This window comes from Bradyrhizobium sp. UFLA05-109 (assembly GCF_054185165.1).
The window spans coordinates 15,419-33,044 of the sequence record NZ_JBBIAR010000028.1 but is presented as its reverse complement, the minus strand read 5'-3'; the positions used below and the strand labels follow the sequence as shown (position 1 = coordinate 33,044).

15 protein-coding genes are annotated in these 17,626 nt (G+C 65.2%); all 15 read left to right on the top strand.

The annotated features are described in order from the left end of the window. Positions 1–109 precede the first annotated feature (109 nt). The 15 genes from Q3C01_RS21265 (at position 110) to lpxB (ending at position 17,582) form a co-directional block, all read left to right on the top strand. Complete coding sequence (locus tag Q3C01_RS21265; RefSeq protein ID WP_458147262.1) at positions 110–2,476, top strand: caspase family protein; 2,367 nt, start codon at positions 110–112, stop codon at positions 2,474–2,476. Positions 2,477–2,689: 213 nt separating this feature from the next. Beyond that, complete coding sequence (locus Q3C01_RS21260; protein WP_458147261.1) at positions 2,690–3,679, top strand: 30S ribosomal protein S2; 990 nt, start codon at positions 2,690–2,692, stop codon at positions 3,677–3,679. A gap of 126 nt (positions 3,680–3,805) precedes the next feature. After that, positions 3,806–4,729 (top strand): translation elongation factor Ts, encoded by a 924-nt coding sequence (tsf, locus tag Q3C01_RS21255; RefSeq protein ID WP_458147260.1) that lies wholly within the window; start codon positions 3,806–3,808, stop codon positions 4,727–4,729. A 61-nt stretch (positions 4,730–4,790) separates the two neighbouring features. Next, positions 4,791–5,507, top strand: a complete 717-nt coding sequence (gene pyrH / locus Q3C01_RS21250; RefSeq protein ID WP_458147259.1) for a UMP kinase — start codon at positions 4,791–4,793, stop codon at positions 5,505–5,507. Between the two features lie 54 nt (positions 5,508–5,561). Continuing rightward, positions 5,562–6,125 carry a ribosome recycling factor gene (gene frr / locus Q3C01_RS21245; RefSeq protein ID WP_254095528.1) on the top strand — a complete coding sequence of 188 codons (564 nt, stop codon included), beginning with the start codon at positions 5,562–5,564 and terminating at the stop codon, positions 6,123–6,125. 12 nt (positions 6,126–6,137) lie between these two features. Beyond that, on the top strand, positions 6,138–6,896 hold the full coding sequence (locus Q3C01_RS21240; RefSeq protein WP_458147258.1) for an isoprenyl transferase: 759 nt from the start codon (positions 6,138–6,140) through the stop codon (positions 6,894–6,896). Next, complete coding sequence (locus Q3C01_RS21235) at positions 6,893–7,735, top strand: phosphatidate cytidylyltransferase (RefSeq protein WP_458147257.1); 843 nt, start codon at positions 6,893–6,895, stop codon at positions 7,733–7,735. Before Q3C01_RS21240 ends, Q3C01_RS21235 begins: the two co-directional genes overlap by 4 nt. Positions 7,736–7,739: 4 nt before the next feature. Then, positions 7,740–8,963 carry a 1-deoxy-D-xylulose-5-phosphate reductoisomerase gene (gene dxr, locus Q3C01_RS21230; RefSeq protein ID WP_458147256.1) on the top strand — a complete coding sequence of 408 codons (1,224 nt, stop codon included), beginning with the start codon at positions 7,740–7,742 and terminating at the stop codon, positions 8,961–8,963. Positions 8,964–9,008: 45 nt separating this feature from the next. Next, the gene (locus tag Q3C01_RS21225; RefSeq protein WP_458147255.1) at positions 9,009–10,160 is read left to right on the top strand and encodes a M50 family metallopeptidase; all 1,152 of its coding nucleotides are present in this window, start codon (positions 9,009–9,011) and stop codon (positions 10,158–10,160) included. A 178-nt stretch (positions 10,161–10,338) separates the two neighbouring features. Further along, positions 10,339–12,873, top strand: coding sequence for an outer membrane protein assembly factor BamA (gene bamA, locus Q3C01_RS21220; protein WP_458147254.1), 2,535 nt, complete (start codon positions 10,339–10,341; stop codon positions 12,871–12,873). Positions 12,874–12,905: 32 nt separating this feature from the next. Next, positions 12,906–13,973, top strand: coding sequence for a UDP-3-O-(3-hydroxymyristoyl)glucosamine N-acyltransferase (lpxD, locus tag Q3C01_RS21215; RefSeq protein ID WP_458147253.1), 1,068 nt, complete (start codon positions 12,906–12,908; stop codon positions 13,971–13,973). Then, a complete protein-coding gene (fabZ, locus tag Q3C01_RS21210; protein WP_027523862.1) occupies positions 13,973–14,431 on the top strand; it encodes a 3-hydroxyacyl-ACP dehydratase FabZ in 459 nt (152 codons plus the stop codon). Before lpxD ends, fabZ begins: the two co-directional genes overlap by 1 nt. Positions 14,432–14,728: 297 nt before the next feature. Next, positions 14,729–15,523 (top strand): acyl-ACP--UDP-N-acetylglucosamine O-acyltransferase, encoded by a 795-nt coding sequence (gene lpxA / locus Q3C01_RS21205; RefSeq protein ID WP_458147252.1) that lies wholly within the window; start codon positions 14,729–14,731, stop codon positions 15,521–15,523. Between the two features lie 20 nt (positions 15,524–15,543). Continuing rightward, positions 15,544–16,401 carry an LpxI family protein gene (locus tag Q3C01_RS21200; RefSeq protein WP_458147251.1) on the top strand — a complete coding sequence of 286 codons (858 nt, stop codon included), beginning with the start codon at positions 15,544–15,546 and terminating at the stop codon, positions 16,399–16,401. Further along, entirely contained in the window at positions 16,398–17,582 is a 1,185-nt protein-coding gene (lpxB, locus tag Q3C01_RS21195; protein WP_458147250.1) for a lipid-A-disaccharide synthase, read from the top strand. The genes Q3C01_RS21200 and lpxB overlap by 4 nt, the downstream gene beginning before the upstream one ends. Positions 17,583–17,626: the final 44 nt, after the last annotated feature.

Sequence of the window (17,626 nt, the reverse complement as noted above, 5' to 3'; positions counted from 1 at the left end):
CGGTCATGCGGTCGCCTCATTCCAAGCGCTTTTCGTTCAAACGCCGTTCAGCCGGCCGTGCGCCTCATGTGCGGTGGGAAGCTCAACAACACTAGCGGGCGCGAAAGCCATGCGTGGGACACGACAATCTTTCCTTGGATATTTCTTCGGTCTGCTTCTTCCGAGCCTGCTGCTCGCTGCAGGTGGACTGTTCGAGCCGGCCTACGCCCAGCAGCAGGAGAAGCGCATCGCGCTGGTGGTCGGCAACGGCGCCTACGCGAAGTCGCCGCTGGCAACGACCGCCAATGATGCCGGCCTGATCGCACAGACGCTCCAGGCCGCCGGCTTCGACGTGGTCGGCGCCCGCGACCTCGACGGCGACACGCTGCGCAAGAGCTTTCGCGATTTTCTTCAGAAGGCACAGACATCGGGACCCGGCACGGTCGCGATGATCTATCTCGCCGGTTATGGCGTGCAACTCGCCGGCGAGAACTACTTCATCCCGGTCGATTCCAACATCATGCGCGATACCGATGTTCCGACCGAGGCGCTTCGTATCAGCGACTACGTCCGCCAGCTCGCCGCGCTGCCGCTGAAGGCAAACATCGTCGTGCTCGATGCGGCCCGGGCGCAGCCCTTCATCGAGGGCGGCCAGGCGATCGCAAGCGGGCTCGCGCTGGTCGAGCCCGACGCGAACATGCTGATCGCCTATAACGCCGCGCCCGGCACCGTGGCGCCGGAAGAGCCGGGGCCCTATGGCATCTACGCCCAGTCGCTCGCCGAGATGATCCGCACCGGGGGCCTGTCGCTGCCCGAGGTCTTCGACCGCGTGCGCCTGCGCGTCAACGACACCAGCAAGGGCGCGCAGGTGCCTTGGGACGATCAGAAGATCAGTGCGCAGTTCTCGTTCTTCGAGCGCGGACCTGACGCACCGCCGCCGCAGGCCGCGCCCGATCAGGTCGCCGCGATCCGCAACAAGCCGATCCGCGATCTCGGCGTGCAGGACGCTTATGCGGCCGCGCTCGAGCGCGACACGCTGCCGGCCTATGAGGATTTCCTCGCCGCCTATCCCGGCGATCCGATGGCCAAGCGCGTGATGGCGATCGTCGCGGCGCGCCGCGAGGCGATCACATGGCGGCGGAGCTATCGCGCCGACACGCCGGACGCTTACTGGTCCTATCTGCGCCGCTATCCGCGCGGGCCGCATGCTGGCGATGCACGGCGCAGGCTTGCGATCCTGACCGCGCCGCTCGAGCCGCCGCCGAGCTTCGCCATGATGGATTACGACGTGCCGCCGCCGCCGCCGGAAGAGATCGTTTATGTCGATCGTCCGGTGCTCCTGTTCAGCGATCCCGTGTTCGGCTTCGTGCCGCCGCCGCCGCCCCCGATCTATTTCTGCCCGCCGCCGCCGCCGGACTTCATCGTGCTGCCGCCGCCGCTGCCCGTGGTTGGACTGTTCGTGCTGCCCCAGCCGGTTTTCGTGCCGATCCCGGTGTTCGTCAGGCCGCCGATCTATGTCGCGCCGCCGCCGAACAACATCATCTACCAGAACATTCACAACACCACGGTGATCAACAACGTCATCAACCGGCCGCCGGCGACCGCGGCGGGTCTCGCGCCCGGCAGCCTCGCGCCGGCCGTCGCCGGCCGTGCCACGGCGGCGGGACCGGCTGTGCCGCAGGCCGTCGCACAGCGCGCCGCCCTGATCCAGCAGGGCAAGCTGCCGATGCCGCAGAGCGCCACGATCACGCCGACGGCGAGGCCGGGGACACCGGCTGTGACACCAGCGAATGTCGCGCCGACCGCAGCCGCGCCGCCGAGCAGGCTGCCCGAGGCCAACACGCTGCCGGTCCCCGGCACCCGTGGGACGCCGCCCGCGCCCACCGGGACAGGGGCGGCGCCGACCGCGGCCCAGACGCCGAATGGCAGGCTTGCGCCGACTGCGACCGCGCCCGTCAACGGCACGCATCCGAACGCGGCCACCGCAACGGCGCCGTCCACGACGGCGCCCACCGCAAACGCCGCCACGGCGCCGGGTCAGGCGCCCAAGCCGCCGGTCGCCGGGACGGCGGCGGGGACCGCTCCGAACAGCCGTACGAAGTCGGCAATCCGCGAGCAGGGGACCACGCCGCCGCCCGCAGGCGCAGCAGCCGGCAAGCCCGTGGTCGGCGCGGTGCAGCCCACGGCGCGCGAGCAGGTCAAGCCGCAGAATCAGCGTGCGATCACCCCGCCGCCGCAGGCGGCCAAGCCGGCCCATCCCCAAGCCGTCGCGAAACCCGTGCCCTCGGCACCGTCGCCGCGAGCGGCCTCACCGCCGCCCTCCCACGCCGCGGCTCCGCCTGTCGCTGCGGCGCGGCCGGCTCCGCCGCCAGCAGCCCGCCCGGCGCCGCCACCCCCACCGCGGGTGGCCGCGGCTCCGCCGCCCCGTCCGGCTGCTCCGCCGCATCCTGCGGCGGCAGCCCCGAAGAAATGTCCCCCGAACCACCCAAAGTGCTAGGGAAGGCGTGGAACTGCGGGAAAAAGGGCTCGAGGCAGGGCGCCAAAACGCCCTCCAAAAGCCCTTATTTCCTTGCTTCTGGCCGAAATCGCGCTATATAGCGCGCCATCTCACACGGAAACATGGCTCAAAAGGCCGTCCGGTGGCAGCCGGGGCGAGAACGCTCCGTCTTGCTCACACGTTTCCGGAGGAACCAACCGGAGAATTATCACTATGGCGCTACCCGACTTCACCATGCGTCAGCTGCTCGAAGCTGGCGTGCACTTTGGTCACCAATCCCACCGCTGGAATCCGAAAATGGCACCGTTCATTTTCGGGACCCGCAACAACATCCACATCGTCGACCTCGCGCAGACCGTGCCGATGCTGCACCATGCCCTCCAGGCCGTCAGCGACACCGTCGCGAAGGGTGGCCGCATCCTGTTCGTGGGCACCAAGCGCCAGGCGCAGGACGGCGTTGCCGATGCGGCCAAGCGCTGCGCGCAGTACTTCGTCAATTCGCGCTGGCTCGGCGGCACGCTGACCAACTGGAAGACGATTTCGGCGTCGATCAAGCGCCTGCGTCATCTCGACGAGGTGCTGTCTGGTGGCGAAGCCAACTCCTACACCAAGAAGGAGCGCCTGACGCTCCAGCGCGAGCGCGACAAGCTCGACCGCTCGCTCGGTGGCATCAAGGACATGGGCGGTCTGCCCGACATGATCTTCGTGATCGACACCAACAAGGAAGACATCGCGATCCAGGAAGCCCAGCGGCTCAACATCCCGGTCGCGGCGATCGTCGACACCAATTCCGACCCCAAGGGCATCACCTATGTGGTCCCGGGCAATGACGACGCGGGCCGCGCGATCTCGCTCTACTGCGATCTGATCGCGCGTGCGGCGATCGACGGCATCTCGCGCGCCCAGGGCGATGCGGGCATCGATATCGGCGCTTCGGTCAAGCCGGCTGCTGAAGAGCTTCCGTCGACCAGCGGTTTCCAGGGCCTTGCAGGTCCGCGCGGCACCGCCGACGACCTCAAGAAGCTCCCGGGCGTGTCGGGTGCGATCGAGAAGAAGTTCAACGACCTCGGCATCTTCCACTACTGGCAGCTCGCCGAGCTCGATCACGCCACCGCGCACAAGATCGGCGAAGAGGTTGGTCTGCCCAGCCGTGCGGATGCCTGGGTGGCCAAGGCCAAGGCGCTCACCGCGGAAGCGGAATAACAGTCGAGGGGTGGTCGGATCATTCCGGCCACCATTTCAGTTGACGCGACGTCCTGTGATGGACCGCGGTGGGGCGAGACAGCGCCGCGCCGCGGGTTAACCGGCAGGCAAGAAGGATTTTCAACGATGGCTACGATCACAGCTGCAATGGTCAAGGACCTGCGCGAGTCGACCGGCGCGGGCATGATGGACTGCAAGGCCGCACTCACCGAGAACGACGGCAACATGGAAGCGGCTCAGGATTGGCTCCGCAAGAAGGGTCTGTCGAAGGCTGCCAAGAAGTCCGGCCGCGTCGCGGCCGAGGGTTTGATCGGTGCGCTCACCAAGGGCACCAAGGGCGTCGTTGTCGAGGTCAACTCCGAGACCGATTTCGTCGCGCGCAACGGCCAGTTCCAGGGCCTCGTCAAGATGATTGCCCAGGTCGCATTCGATGCCGGCGCCGATGTCGAGAAGATCAAGGCCAGCAAGGTCGGCGACGTCACGGTCGAAGCTGCGATCAATGACGCGATCGCCACCATCGGCGAGAACATGACGCTGCGCCGCGCGGCTTCGCTCGAAGTGAGCCAGGGCGTGGTGTCGAGCTACGTCCACGGTGCCGTCATCGATGGTGCCGGCAAGATGGGCGTCCTCGTCGCGCTCGAATCGTCCGGCAAGGCCGATGAGCTCGCAGCGCTCGGCCGCCAACTCGCCATGCATGTCGCGGCCGCCAACCCGCTCGCGCTCGAGCCTGCCGGTCTCGATCCGGCGATCGTCAAGCGCGAGAAGGACGTGCTCGCCGACAAGTACCGCCAGCAGGGCAAGCCGGAGAATGTGATCGAGAAGATCGTCGAGTCCGGCCTGAAGACCTACTACAAGGAAGTCTGCCTGCTCGAGCAGGCCTTCATTCACGACACCGGCAAGTCGGTGGCGCAGGCGGTGAAGGAAGCTGAGGGCAAGGTCGGGGGGCCCGTGAAGATCGCCGGCTTTGTGCGCTATGCTCTCGGTGAGGGAATCGAGAAGCAGGAAAGCGACTTCGCGGCAGAAGTCGCGGCCGCCAGCGGCAAGAAGTAAGCGCCGGGACGGTTCCTTCCGGCCTGCCGCCGGAAGCGGCGCCCGGAGAGGGAAAGTGCTCATGACTGATCCGGTTTACCGTCGCGTGGTGATCAAGCTGTCCGGCGAATATCTCGCGGGACAGCAGGGTTTTGGGATCGACCAGCCGACGGTTGACCGGGTTGCCGACGATCTGATCGCCGCACGCAATCTCGGTGCCGAGGTCGCAGTGGTGATCGGCGGCGGCAATATCGTTCGTGGCGTGGAGGTGTCCTCCCGTGGCGTGTCGCGCCCGACCGGTGACACCATGGGCATGCTCGCCACCGTGATGAACTGCCTCGCGGTGGAAGCGGCGATCGAGCGTAAGGGCACGCCGGCGCGTACCCTGTCGGCCTTCGTCATGCCCGAGATTTCCGAGCTGTTCACCCGCGCTGCGGCGCACAAATACCTGGCCGAGGGCCGAATCGTGCTGCTCGGCGGTGGAACCGGCAATCCGTTCTTCACGACCGACACGACCGCGGTGCTGCGCGCCGCCGAGATCGGCGCCGAGGCCGTCCTCAAGGCAACCAATGTCGACGGCGTCTACTCGGCCGATCCCAAGAAGGATCCTGCCGCCAAGCGCTTCGACCGGCTGACGCATTCGCAGGCGATCGAGGGCGGCTACAAGGTGATGGATGCGACCGCCTTCGCGCTTGCCCGCGAGACGTCACTGCCTATCATCGTATTCTCGATCGCCGAGCCGGGCTCGATCGGGGCGATTTTGCGCGGCATCGGCCACGGGACGATCGTCGCCGGCTGACGGCCGCCGGGCGCAGCTCGCGCGGTTCGGCCGAGTATCTGAAGGGAGAGCGTGATGGCCACGGGTAATTTCGACCTCAACGAATTGAAGCGCCGCATGCAGGGCGCCGTCCAGTCCCTCAAGCACGAGCTCGGGGGCCTGCGCACCGGGCGCGCCTCCGCCTCGATGCTCGATCCGGTTCAGGTCGAAGCCTACGGCAGCCACATGCCCCTCAACCAGCTCGCCACCGTCAGCGTGCCGGAACCGCGGCTGATCTCGGTGCAGGTCTGGGACAAGTCGATGGTCAAGCCGGTGGAGAAGGCAATCGTCGATTCCAATCTCGGCCTGTCCCCCGCCACCGAAGGCCAGGTGCTGCGCCTGCGCATCCCCGAGCTCAACGAGGAGCGGCGCAAGGAACTGGTCAAGGTCGCGCACAAATACGCTGAAGCTGCCAAAGTCGCCGCGCGCCATGTCCGTCGCGACGGTCTCGACGTGCTCAAGAAGCTCGAGAAGAATCACGAGATGTCGGAGGACGACCAGAAGCGTCACGCCGACGAGGTGCAGAAAGCGACCGATGGCACGATCACCGAGATCGACCAGTTGCTGGCGGCCAAGGAAAAAGAAATTCTCACCGTCTAAGGCATCGCCTTCATGTCCAACGCCGCCGCGCCCGTCACGGAAGGACCGGAAAGGTCCGAGGCGCCTGCGCATGTCGCCATCATCATGGATGGCAATGGGCGCTGGGCGGCTGCACGTGGCCTGCCGCGCGCCGAGGGCCACCGCCGCGGCGTGGAAGCGTTGCGCCGCGTCGTCCGTGCCTCGCATGAACTCGGCATCCGCTATCTCACTATCTTCTCCTTCAGCTCCGAGAACTGGTCGCGTCCGGCGAGCGAGATCGGCGATCTCTTCGGCCTGTTGCGACGCTTCATCCGCAACGACCTCGCGAGCCTGCACCGTGATGGCGTCAAGGTGCGCATCATCGGCGAGCGCGAGGGACTCGAAGGTGACATCTGCGCCCTCTTGAACGAGGCCGAGGAGCTGACGCGCAACAACACGCGTCTCACCCTCATCGTCGCGTTCAACTACGGCTCGCGGCAGGAGATCGCGAAAGCCGCGCAAAAGCTCGCGCGCGAAGTCGCCGAGGGCAAGCGTGATCCGGCCTCGATCGATGCCGAAGCGCTCGGGCATTATCTCGACGCACCCGAGATTCCCGATCCCGATCTCATCATCCGCACCTCCGGCGAGCAGCGCCTATCCAATTTCCTGATGTGGCAGGCCGCCTATAGCGAGCTCGTGTTCGTGCCGATCCATTGGCCTGATTTCGACAAGGCTGCGCTCGAAGGCGCGATCGCCGAATTTGCCAGACGCGAACGCCGTTTCGGCGGCCTGGTCGCGAAAACCGCCTCGTGACCGAAAACGATGCCGCGCCGGCGGGCTCAAAGCCGGCTTCAAGCAACCTGATGATGCGTGTCCTCGCGGCCCTCGTGCTGGCGCCGCTGGCGATCGCGCTCGCCTATGCCGGCGGTTGGCTCTGGGCGTTCCTGGTTACGCTCGCCTCGATCGGGTTGTTTGTGGAATGGCTGACGGTGGTCGGGGCAGGGCGGGTTGTCCTGACAGCGTGTGGGACGATCGTCCTCGCCATCATGGGATTCTGTGTCGCCTTCGGGGCGCTCAAGGCTGCGGTCGCGATTGGCGCCATCGGCGGCGTCGTGATCATGCTGCTGGCGAAAGACAGGTTTACCTGGGCGGGGGCCGGCTTCGCCTATGCGGTGGCTGCGCTGCTCGCCTCGATCCTGGTGCGGCAGGATCCGGTGAACGGATTCGTTGCACTGATGTTCGTGCTGCTCGTGGTGTGGGCGACCGACATCGGTGGTTATTTTGCGGGCCGGGGCATCGGCGGTCCAAAATTGTGGCCTAGCGTGAGCCCCAAGAAGACTTGGGCCGGCGCGATTGGCGGCTTCGTCGCGAGTCTGGCGGTCGCAGGCGGTTTTGCCGCCTCCGGGTTCGGCAAGGCGGTTCCATTGCTAGCCCTCAGCGCCATCTTGTCGGTGGTCTCGCAAGCCGGCGACCTCTTCGAATCCGCCGTCAAGCGCCGGTTCGGCGTCAAGGATTCCAGTCACTTAATCCCCGGACATGGCGGGCTGATGGACCGCCTGGACGGCTTCATCGCCGCCATTCTGGTGGCCTGGATTTTCGGCTACCTGCGCCATGGTGTGCATAGCGCGGGAAGCGGTCTTATGGTTTGGTGAAACAATGAGCCCAGTCCCTTTGCGTAACAACAAGCCCGCGGCATCTGCGGTGCGCAGCGTCAGCGTCCTCGGTGCCACCGGCTCGATCGGCGACAGCACGATGGATCTGTTGCGCGCTTCGCCCGAGCGCTATCGCGTCGAGGCGCTGACCGCCAACGGCAACGTCGAGGCGCTGGCAAAGCTTGCGAAGGAGTTTTCCGCGCGCTTCGTCGCCATCGCCGACACCTCCAAACTTGCCGAGCTCAAGGATGCGCTCGCCGGTACCAAGACCGAATGCGGTGCCGGCGAAAGCGCCGTCATCGAGGCTGGTGCGCGGCCGGCCGACTGGGTCATGGCGGCGGTGAGCGGTGCGGCGGGACTGAAGCCCGCGCTCGCCGCGGTCGATCGCGGCGCCCATGTCGCGCTCGCCAACAAGGAATGTCTCGTCTGCGCCGGCGATTTCTTCATGCAGCGCGCCACCAAGGCGGGTGCCTGCATTCTGCCCGCGGATTCCGAGCACAACGCGCTGTTCCAGGCGCTGAGCTCGGGCAATCGCGACGAGCTCGTGCGCGTCATCATCACCGCCTCGGGCGGCCCGTTCCGCACCTGGAGGAGCACCGACATCGAGCAGGCAACGCTGGCCCAGGCGCTGAAGCATCCGAATTGGAGCATGGGCCAGAAGATCACCATCGATTCCGCCTCGATGATGAACAAGGGCCTCGAGGTGATCGAGGCGTCCTATCTGTTCGCCTTGAAGCCGGACGAGATCGACGTGCTGGTCCATCCGCAGTCGATCATCCACGGCATGGTCGAATTCTCCGACTGCTCGGTCGTTGCGCAGCTCGGCGCCCCCGACATGCGCACGCCGATCGCGCACTGCCTCGGCTGGCCCGACCGCATCAAGGGACCCGCCGCCAAGCTCGACCTCGCCAAGATCGGGCAATTGACCTTCGAGGCGCCTGACTTTGAGCGCTTCCCGGGCCTGCGCCTCGCTTACGATTCTTTAAGGACGGGACGCGGCGCCACTACGGTATATAATGCGGCGAACGAGGTCGCGGTGGCGGCCTTCATCGCCGGCAAGATCAGATTCGGCGCCATAGCGCGGCTGGTCGAAGCGACGCTCGAAGACTGGATCAGGGGTGGCAATCTGGCGCCCTTGTCCTCCGCGGATGATGCGATCACCGTTGACCATGTTGCGCGAAATAGGGCGGCCACCCTATTGCCTCAAATTGCCTCAAAGGCATCCTAGTAGGTTCGGAACCGGGGCCGCGAGGCGCCGGGTTAAGAGGAATCGATGACTGAGTTTTTCCTCCATAGCTTCAATACGTTGAGCCATGGGCTGATCGGCTACGCGATCCCCTTTTTATTCGTCCTGACTATCGTTGTTTTCTTCCATGAGCTCGGCCATTTTCTGGTTGCGCGCTGGGCCGGTGTGAAGGTGTTGACCTTTTCGCTCGGCTTTGGCCCTGAGCTCGTCGGCTTCAACGACCGCCATGGCACGCGCTGGAAGATTTCGGCGATCCCGCTCGGCGGCTACGTCAAATTCTTCGGCGACGACACCGAGGCCTCGACGCCGTCGGCCGAGACGCTGGCTGCGATGTCGGCAGAGGAACGCGCCGGCAGCTTCCATCACAAGAAGGTGGGCCCGAGGGCTGCGATCGTCGCGGCCGGACCGATCGCGAACTTCCTGCTCGCGATCGTGATCTTCACCTGTCTTTTCACCTTTTTCGGCAAGCCATCGACGACGGCGCGAGTCGACAAGGTCGAGGCCGGCAGCGCCGCGGCTGCGGCCGGCTTCCAGGTCGGCGACGTCGTGACCACGATCGACGGAACCAAGATCGGAAGCTTCTCCGACATGCAGCGGATCGTCGGCACGCATGCCGGCGAGAAGCTGACCTTCAGCGTGAAGCGAGGCGATTCGCAGGTCGATCTGACCGGGACCCCGGAACTGCGCGAGGTGAAGGACCCATTCGGCAACGTGCATCGGCTCGGCGTGCTCGGAATCACCCGGCAGACAGCGGCCGGTGACACGGTCACCGAACGGGTCGATCCGGCTACGGCGCTGTGGCTGGGCGTGAAGGAAACCTGGTTCGTGATCGACCGCACGCTCGCTTATATCGGTGGGGTCTTTACGGGCCGCGAGGCGGCCGATCAGGTCGGCGGTCCCTTGCGAATCGCCCAGATCTCCGGGCAGGTCGCGACCATCGGTCTTGCGGCGCTGGTGCACCTGGCTGCGGTGCTGTCGATCTCGATCGGGCTGTTGAACCTGTTTCCGGTTCCGCTGCTCGATGGTGGGCACCTTTTGTTCTACGCGGTGGAGGCGGTCCGGGGCCGGCCTTTGTCGGAACGCGCGCAGGAGATGGGGTTTCGAATCGGGCTCGGCTTGGTACTGATGTTGATGGTGTTTGCGACCTACAACGACATTCTCCATCTGGCGGCATCGTGAAGCGGGCTTTTTTGTGACGTTGCTCTTAGGCAACGTCTTGGACTGAAATGAAATTACGGCGCGCTCGGCCGTTTGCGGCGTCGGTGAAATTAGCTACAAGCGGCATGAAACTTGGGGAATCTCCCAGACCGGCGTTGGGGTTGGGTCTGGCACTGGAATGATAAGGGCGTCGTTGCGCATGATTTTTGGTATGAAGGTCCGGGGGGGCCTGCTCGCCACCCTGATCATGTTCGGCGTGCCGGTGCTGGCCCCGGTCGGGGCCGCTTTCGTGTCGTCGCCGGCTGCGGCCCAGACCGTGGATTCGATCTCGGTGGAGGGGAACCGCCGTGTCGAGGTCGAGACCATCCGTTCCTATTTCAAGCCGGGTCCTGGCGGACGCCTTGACCAGGCGGCCATCGACGACGGCCTCAAGGCGCTGATCGAGACCGGCCTGTTCCAGGACGTGAAGATCAACCGCGTCGGTGGCCGGATCGTGGTTTCGGTGGTCGAAAACGCCGTCATCGGCCGCGTCGCCTTCGAGGGCAACAAGAAGATCAAGGACGAGCAGCTCACCGCCGAAGTCCAGTCCAAACCGCGCGGCACGTTCTCGCGTGCCGTGGTGCAGTCGGACACGCTGCGCATCGCCGAAATCTATCGTCGCTCCGGCCGCTACGACGTGCACGTGACGCCCGAGATCATCGAGCAGCCGAACAACCGCGTCGATCTGGTCTTCACGATCGATGAGGGCGCCAAGACCGGCATCAAGTCGATCGACTTCGTCGGCAACGTTGCCTATTCGAGCTATCGCCTGAGGGACGTCATCAAGACCCGTGAGACGAATCTCCTGAGCTTCCTCGGCAGTGCCGACGTCTACGATCCGGACCGGGTCGAGGCCGACCGCGACCTGATTCGCCGCTTCTACCTCAAGCACGGCTTCGCCGACGTGCAGGTGGTCGCCGCGATCACCGAATACGATCCGGAGAGAAAGGGCTTCCTCGTCACCTTCAAGATCGAGGAAGGCCAGCAGTACCGCGTCGGATCGGTTGACTTCCGCACGAGCATCCCGAACTTCGATCCCAACGTGCTGCGCAGCTTTTCGCGCGTCAACGTCGGCTCGCTCTACAACGTCGAAGCGGTCGAGAAGTCGGTCGAGGAGATGCAGATCGAGGCCTCGCGTCGCGGCTATGCCTTCGCCGTGGTTCGGCCCGGCGGCGACCGTAATTTCGATGCGCACACAGTCTCTGTCGTGTTCAACATCGACGAAGGTCCGCGCACCTATATCGAGCGCATCAACATTCGCGGCAACGTCCGCACGCGCGACTACGTGATCCGGCGCGAATTCGACCTCTCCGAGGGCGATGCCTACAACCGTGCGCTGGTCGATCGTGCCGAGCGCCGCCTGAAGAACCTCGACTTCTTCAAGAGCGTCAAGATCACTACAGAGCCGGGCTCGTCCAGCGACCGCGTGGTCCTGATCGTCGATCTCGAGGAAAAGTCCACCGGCGACTTCTCGGTGTCGGGCGGCTACTCCACGACCGACGGTGCGCTGGCCGAAGTCTCGATCTCCGAGCGCAACCTTCTCGGCCGCGGCTTGTTCGCTAAGGCCGCGGTCACCTACGGCCAGTATGCACGCGGCTATTCGCTGTCGTTCGTCGAGCCGTACCTGCTCGACTACCGCGTCGCGCTCGGCCTCGACCTCTATCAGCGCACGCAGCTGTCCAACAGCTACATCTCCTACGGCACCAAGACGCTGGGTTTCAGCCCGCGGCTCGGCTTCAGCCTGCGCGAAGATCTGGCCTTGCAGCTGCGCTACTCGGTCTACCGTCAGGAAATCACGCTGCCGTCCTATTTGCAGGACTGTAACAACACGTTGGGCACTGCGGCCAATACAAGCCCGGCTTTCTCCGCCGCAAACGGCGGTGTCCCGGATCTCAGCTCCACGAACGGCCTCGGGTGCTACCAGAACGGCGAAGCCTCGCTGCCGGTGCGCAAAGAGCTGGCGAACGGCGCGACGCTGACTTCGGCGCTTGGCTACACGCTGACCTACAACACGCTCGACAACAACAAGAACCCGACTGACGGCCTCCTGGTCGACTTCCGGCAGGACTTCGCCGGCGTCGGCGGCGACGTCTCCTACCTGAAGACGGCGGTCGATGCGAAGTACTACCAGTCGCTGGTGTCCGATCTCGTCGGCCTGGTCCACTTGCAGGGCGGTATCCTGAACAAGTGGGGCAGCACCGAGCTGCGCATGCTCGATCACTTCCAGATGGGTCCGAACCTCGTCCGCGGCTTTGCGCCGAACGGCATCGGTCCCCGCGACCTCAATCCCTTTGGCACGCAGGACGCGCTTGGCGGCACGAAGTATTGGGGCGCTTCGCTCGAATTGCAGATGCCGTTCTGGTTCCTGCCCAAGGAAGTGGGCCTGAAGGGTGCGGTCTATGCCGACGCCGGCGGTCTCTACGACTACCAGGGCCCGACGACCTGGGCGCTCACCGGCGAAACGACGACGACGAAGAACTCGAACTGTACTCCGTCGACCGTCAACCCGGCCACGGCTGGAACTTGTACCGGATTGGTGTATGACAATGGTAACGTCGTCCGCTCGTCGGTGGGTGTCGGTCTGATCTGGCAGTCTCCGTTCGGACCGCTGCGCTTCGACTACGCAGTGCCGCTCACCAAGGGCGCGTATGACCGCGTGCAGCAGTTCCGGTTCGGCGGCGGTACGTCGTTCTAAGCCGATCTCCGGCCGGACCTCGACGGGGTGGAATGGCACAGCCGTCCTTCTTCAAGAAGCCGCCTGCGTCGGCGCTGGCTGATATCGCCACGCTGACGAAGGCTCAGCTGGTCGACCCGGCCCGGGCCGGCCACATCATCACGGGCCTGGCTTCGCTCGACGAAGCCGGTCCGATGCACCTGACGTTCTTCGACAACCTCAAATATGTCGACCAGCTCAAGGCGACCAAGGCCGGCGCGTGCCTCGTCAGCCCGCGCTTCGAGGCGCAGGTGCCGGCCCACGTCGCCGCGCTGCGCGTGGCGCAGCCGTTTCGCGCCTTCGTCAGGATCGCCCGGGAATGGCATGGCGACGCGCTGAGGCCGCAATCCTCGGTCGGCAATAACGGCATCGCGCCGTCGGCGATCATCGATCCGACGGCGCGTCTGGAGGACGGCGTCGTGGTCGATCCGCTGGCCGTCATCGGCCCGGAGGTCGAAATCGGCAGTGGCACGGTGATTGGCGTCGGCGCGGTGATCGGCCCCGGCGTCAAGATCGGCCGGGACTGCGACGTCGGTGCCCGTACGGCCATCCAGTGCGCCCTGATCGGCAACAACGTGCTGATCCACCCCGGCTGCTCGATCGGTCAGGACGGCTACGGCTTCGTCTTTTTCGGTCCCGAGGGGCACCTCAAGGTCCCGCAGACCGGACGGGTGCTGATCCAGAACGACGTCGAGGTCGGCGCCGGCACCACCATCGATCGTGGGTCGTTGCGTGACACCGTGATCGGGGAGGGCACCAAAATCGACAACCAGGTCCAGATCGGCCACAATGTGACCATCGGCCGGAACTGCCTGCTGGCCGCTCAGATCGGCCTCGCCGGTAGCCTGACGATCGGCGACAACGTTGCGCTGGGAGCGAAGGTTGGCATCAACAATCACCTCAAGATCGGCGATGGGGCTCAGGTCACCGCGATGAGCGGCGTCAAGGACGACATCCCGGCAGGCGGACGTTGGGGCGGCTTCTTTGCCAAGCCGACCAAGCAGTGGTTCAAGGAAATCATCGCGGTGGAGCGTCTGGTACGCGACAGCAAGGCCGATGCGAAGGACGAGGGACAGGAGTAATGGAGGAAGCACCGGTCAGGTTCGAGCTCGTGGACATCAACGCGATTCTCCGCACGCTTCCGCACCGCTTCCCGATGCTGTTGATCGATCGGGTGATCAACATCCGCACGGACTATAGCGGCATCGGCATCAAGAACGTCACCTTCAACGAGCCGGCGTTCCAGGGCCATTTCCCCGAGCGGCCGGTCTATCCCGGCGTGATGATGATCGAGGCGATGGCGCAGACCGCGGGCGTGATCGGCATCACGTCGGTCGATGGCACCGAGAAGCCGCGGGCGGTGTATTTCCTCACCATCGACAAGTGCAAATTCCGCAAGCCCGTGCTGCCCGGCGACACGATCGAATACCACATGCGCTCGATTGGCCGCCGCAAGGCGATGTGGTGGTTTCACGGCGACGCCAAGGTCAACGGCCAGGTCGTTGCCGAAGCCGACGTCGGTGCGATGCTGACGGACTGAGCAAAGCTGCGCTTTGCCGGATTACGTTCGAACTATCCTGTTTTTTTCGTCATTCCGGGGCGCAACCAACGGGTCCGCGCGAAGCGCGGCCCGATGACAGGCTCCGTCGCGAGCCCGGAATCCATTGGGTCGCGGTGCGAGCGGTGAGATGGATTCCGGGCCTGCGTGCTTTGCACGCATCCCGGAATGGCGATCAGGTGGAAATACGCCGAGATGATACGTCACTGGACAGATCACGCAAAGTCGCGCTAACCACCGGAAAACCGAGCGACTTCAACGGATAGTCAGACCTTCTTAATGAGCAAGATTGATCCCACCGCGCGCGTGGAAGACGGCGCCGTGATCGGCGAGGGCACAGAGATCGGACCCTACTGCATCATCGGTCCGAACGTCGCGATCGGCAGAAATTGCAAGCTGATCGGGCATGTGCACATCACGGCGCGGACCACCATCGGCGACGATTGCACGATCTACCCGTTCGCATCGCTCGGCACACCGCCGCAATCACTCAGCTATCGCGGTGAGCTGACGAAGCTACAGATCGGCTCGGGCTGCACCATCCGCGAATCCGTGACCATGAATGCCGGCACTGTCGCCGGCGGCGGCGTCACAGAGGTCGGCGACCGCGGCTATTTCATGAACTGCAGCCATGTCGGGCACGACTGCCATGTCGGCAACGACGTGATCTTCGCGACCTCGGCGACGCTCGGGGGGCACTGTGAGATCGGCGACTTCGTCTTCATCGGCGGGTTATCCGCGGTGCACCAATTCACGCGCATCGGGTCGCAGGTGATGGTCGGTGGCGTTTGTGGCGTGCGCGACGACATCATCCCGTTCGGGCTCGTCAACGGCCAGTATGCGGTGCTCGAAGGCCTCAACATCATCGGCATGAAGCGGCGCAAGTTTACCAAGCAGCGGCTCGCGAGCGTGCGCGCATTCTACCAAAAGCTGTTCCACGGCCCTGGCATTTTCGCCGAACGGCTCGCTTCGGTGCAGCCGCTTGCGGCCGAGGATCCCGCCATCGCCGAAATCCTCGACTTCATCGGCAAGGGCAAGCATCGCCCGCTCTGCCTTCCCGCGATCGGGCAGTAAGCACGGGGATGGCCGCGAGCATGACATCGGCGGCTCCAGAGATTTCGTCACCGGTCGGCGTCATCGCTGGCGGCGGCGCCATGCCGTTTGCAGTTGCAGAGTCGCTCGCCGCGCGTGGTCTCGCGCCGGTGCTGTTTCCGCTGCGCGGCGCCTGCGATCCGGTCCAAGTGGAAAAATTCCGCCATCGCTGGATCTCGGTCGGCCAGCTCGGCCGCGCCATGCGGCTGTTTCGCGAAGAGGGCTGCCGCGACCTGATCTTCATCGGCACCTTGATGCGGCCCTCGCTGTCGGAAGTGCGCTTCGATCTCAAGACGCTCCGGCTTCTCGGCCACGTCGTCCGCGCGTTTCGCGGCGGCGACGACCATCTGCTCTCCGGCGTCGGCCGCATGCTCGAGCAGGACGGCTTTCGCATGGTCGGGATCAAGGACGTCGCACCAGATCTGTTGATGCCCGAGGGCTGCATCACCCGCGCTTGGCCGGCCGACAACGCCAGGGGCGACATCGAGCGCGGCCGCGCGGTGCTGGCCGCGCTGAGCCCGTTCGATATCGGCCAGGCCGTCGTCGTGATCGACGGGCATGTGGTCGCGGTCGAGGACATCGAGGGCACTGACGGGCTGCTCCAGCGCGTGGCGCGGCTGCGCAGCGAGGGCCGCATCCGCGCGGCGCGCGGGCGCGGCGTACTGGTCAAGGCACCGAAGAGCGGACAGGATTTGCGCTTCGACCTGCCGACCATCGGCCCGCGTACCGTTGAAGGTGTCGCCAGCGCTGGCCTTTCGGGCATCGCCGTAATCGCGGGCAACACCATCGCGGCCGAGCCGCAGGCGATGATCGAGCGCGCCGACGCCAACTATCTCTTCGTCATCGGCTTGCAAGCGTGATGCCGGGGCGCGATCCAAAGCGGAAAATCTTTCTGATCGCCACGGAGGAATCCGGCGACCGTTTGGGAGCTGCGCTGATGAAGGTGCTGCGCCAGCGGCTCGGCGATGGCGTTCAGTTCGAAGGCGTTGGCGGCCGCACGATGGCGCGCGAGGGGCTGGTCTCACTCTTTCCGATCGAGGAGCTCTCGATCGTCGGCTTTGCCGCCGTCGTGCAGCAACTGCCAAAAATCCTGCGGCTGATCCGCAAGACCACGGATGCCGTGACGGATGCCGCGCCCGACGCGCTCGTCATCATCGACAGTCCCGACTTCACCCACCGTGTTGCCCGCCGTGTCCGGGCGCGCAATCCGGCGATTCCGATCGTCGACTACGTCTCGCCCTCGGTCTGGGCCTGGCGACCGGGCAGGGCGCGGGCCATGCTGTCGTATGTCGATCACGTGCTGGGCCTGCTGCCGTTCGAGCCCGAGGAATATCGCAAGCTGCGCGGGCCGCCGTGCAGCTATGTCGGCCATCCCCTGATCGAGCAATTGTCGTCGCTGCGGCCGAATGCGGAGGAGCAGGAGCGCCGCGATGGCGAGCCGCCGGTGCTGCTGGTCTTGCCCGGCAGCCGCCGCAGCGAGATCAGGCACCATCTCGAGGTGTTCGGCGCCACGCTCGGCCGGTTGCAGGCTTTGGGCCAGCGTTTCGAATTGGTGCTGCCGACCATGTCGCATCTCGAACCAACGGTGCGTGAGGGCATCGCAAGCTGGCCGGTCAAGCCGCAGATCGTGGTCGGCGAAGCCGAGCGGCGTGCCGCATTCCGGATCGGGCGGGCCGCGCTGGCGAAATCCGGCACGGTGACGCTGGAGCTTGCGCTGTCGGGCATTCCCATGGTGACGGCCTATCGCGTCGGCGCGATCGAGGCCTTTATCCTGCGCCGCGCCATCCGCGTCCCTTCCGTGATCCTCGCCAATCTCGTGATCGGCAGGGAGGTGATCCCCGAGTTCTTGCAGGAGGACTGCACGCCGGAAAAGCTCGCAGACGCCTTGACCGAGGTGCTGACGGATACGCCATCGCGGCAGCAACAGGTCGAGGCCTTTGCCCGGCTCGACACGATCATGTCGACCGGCAACAAGTCGCCGAGCGTGCTTGCCGCCGACATCGTGCTCGCGACGATGCGGAAGGGCGTTCGGGGAAACTAGTCTAGCGGCAATCACAAACAAAAACGGCGCCATCCATGATGGCG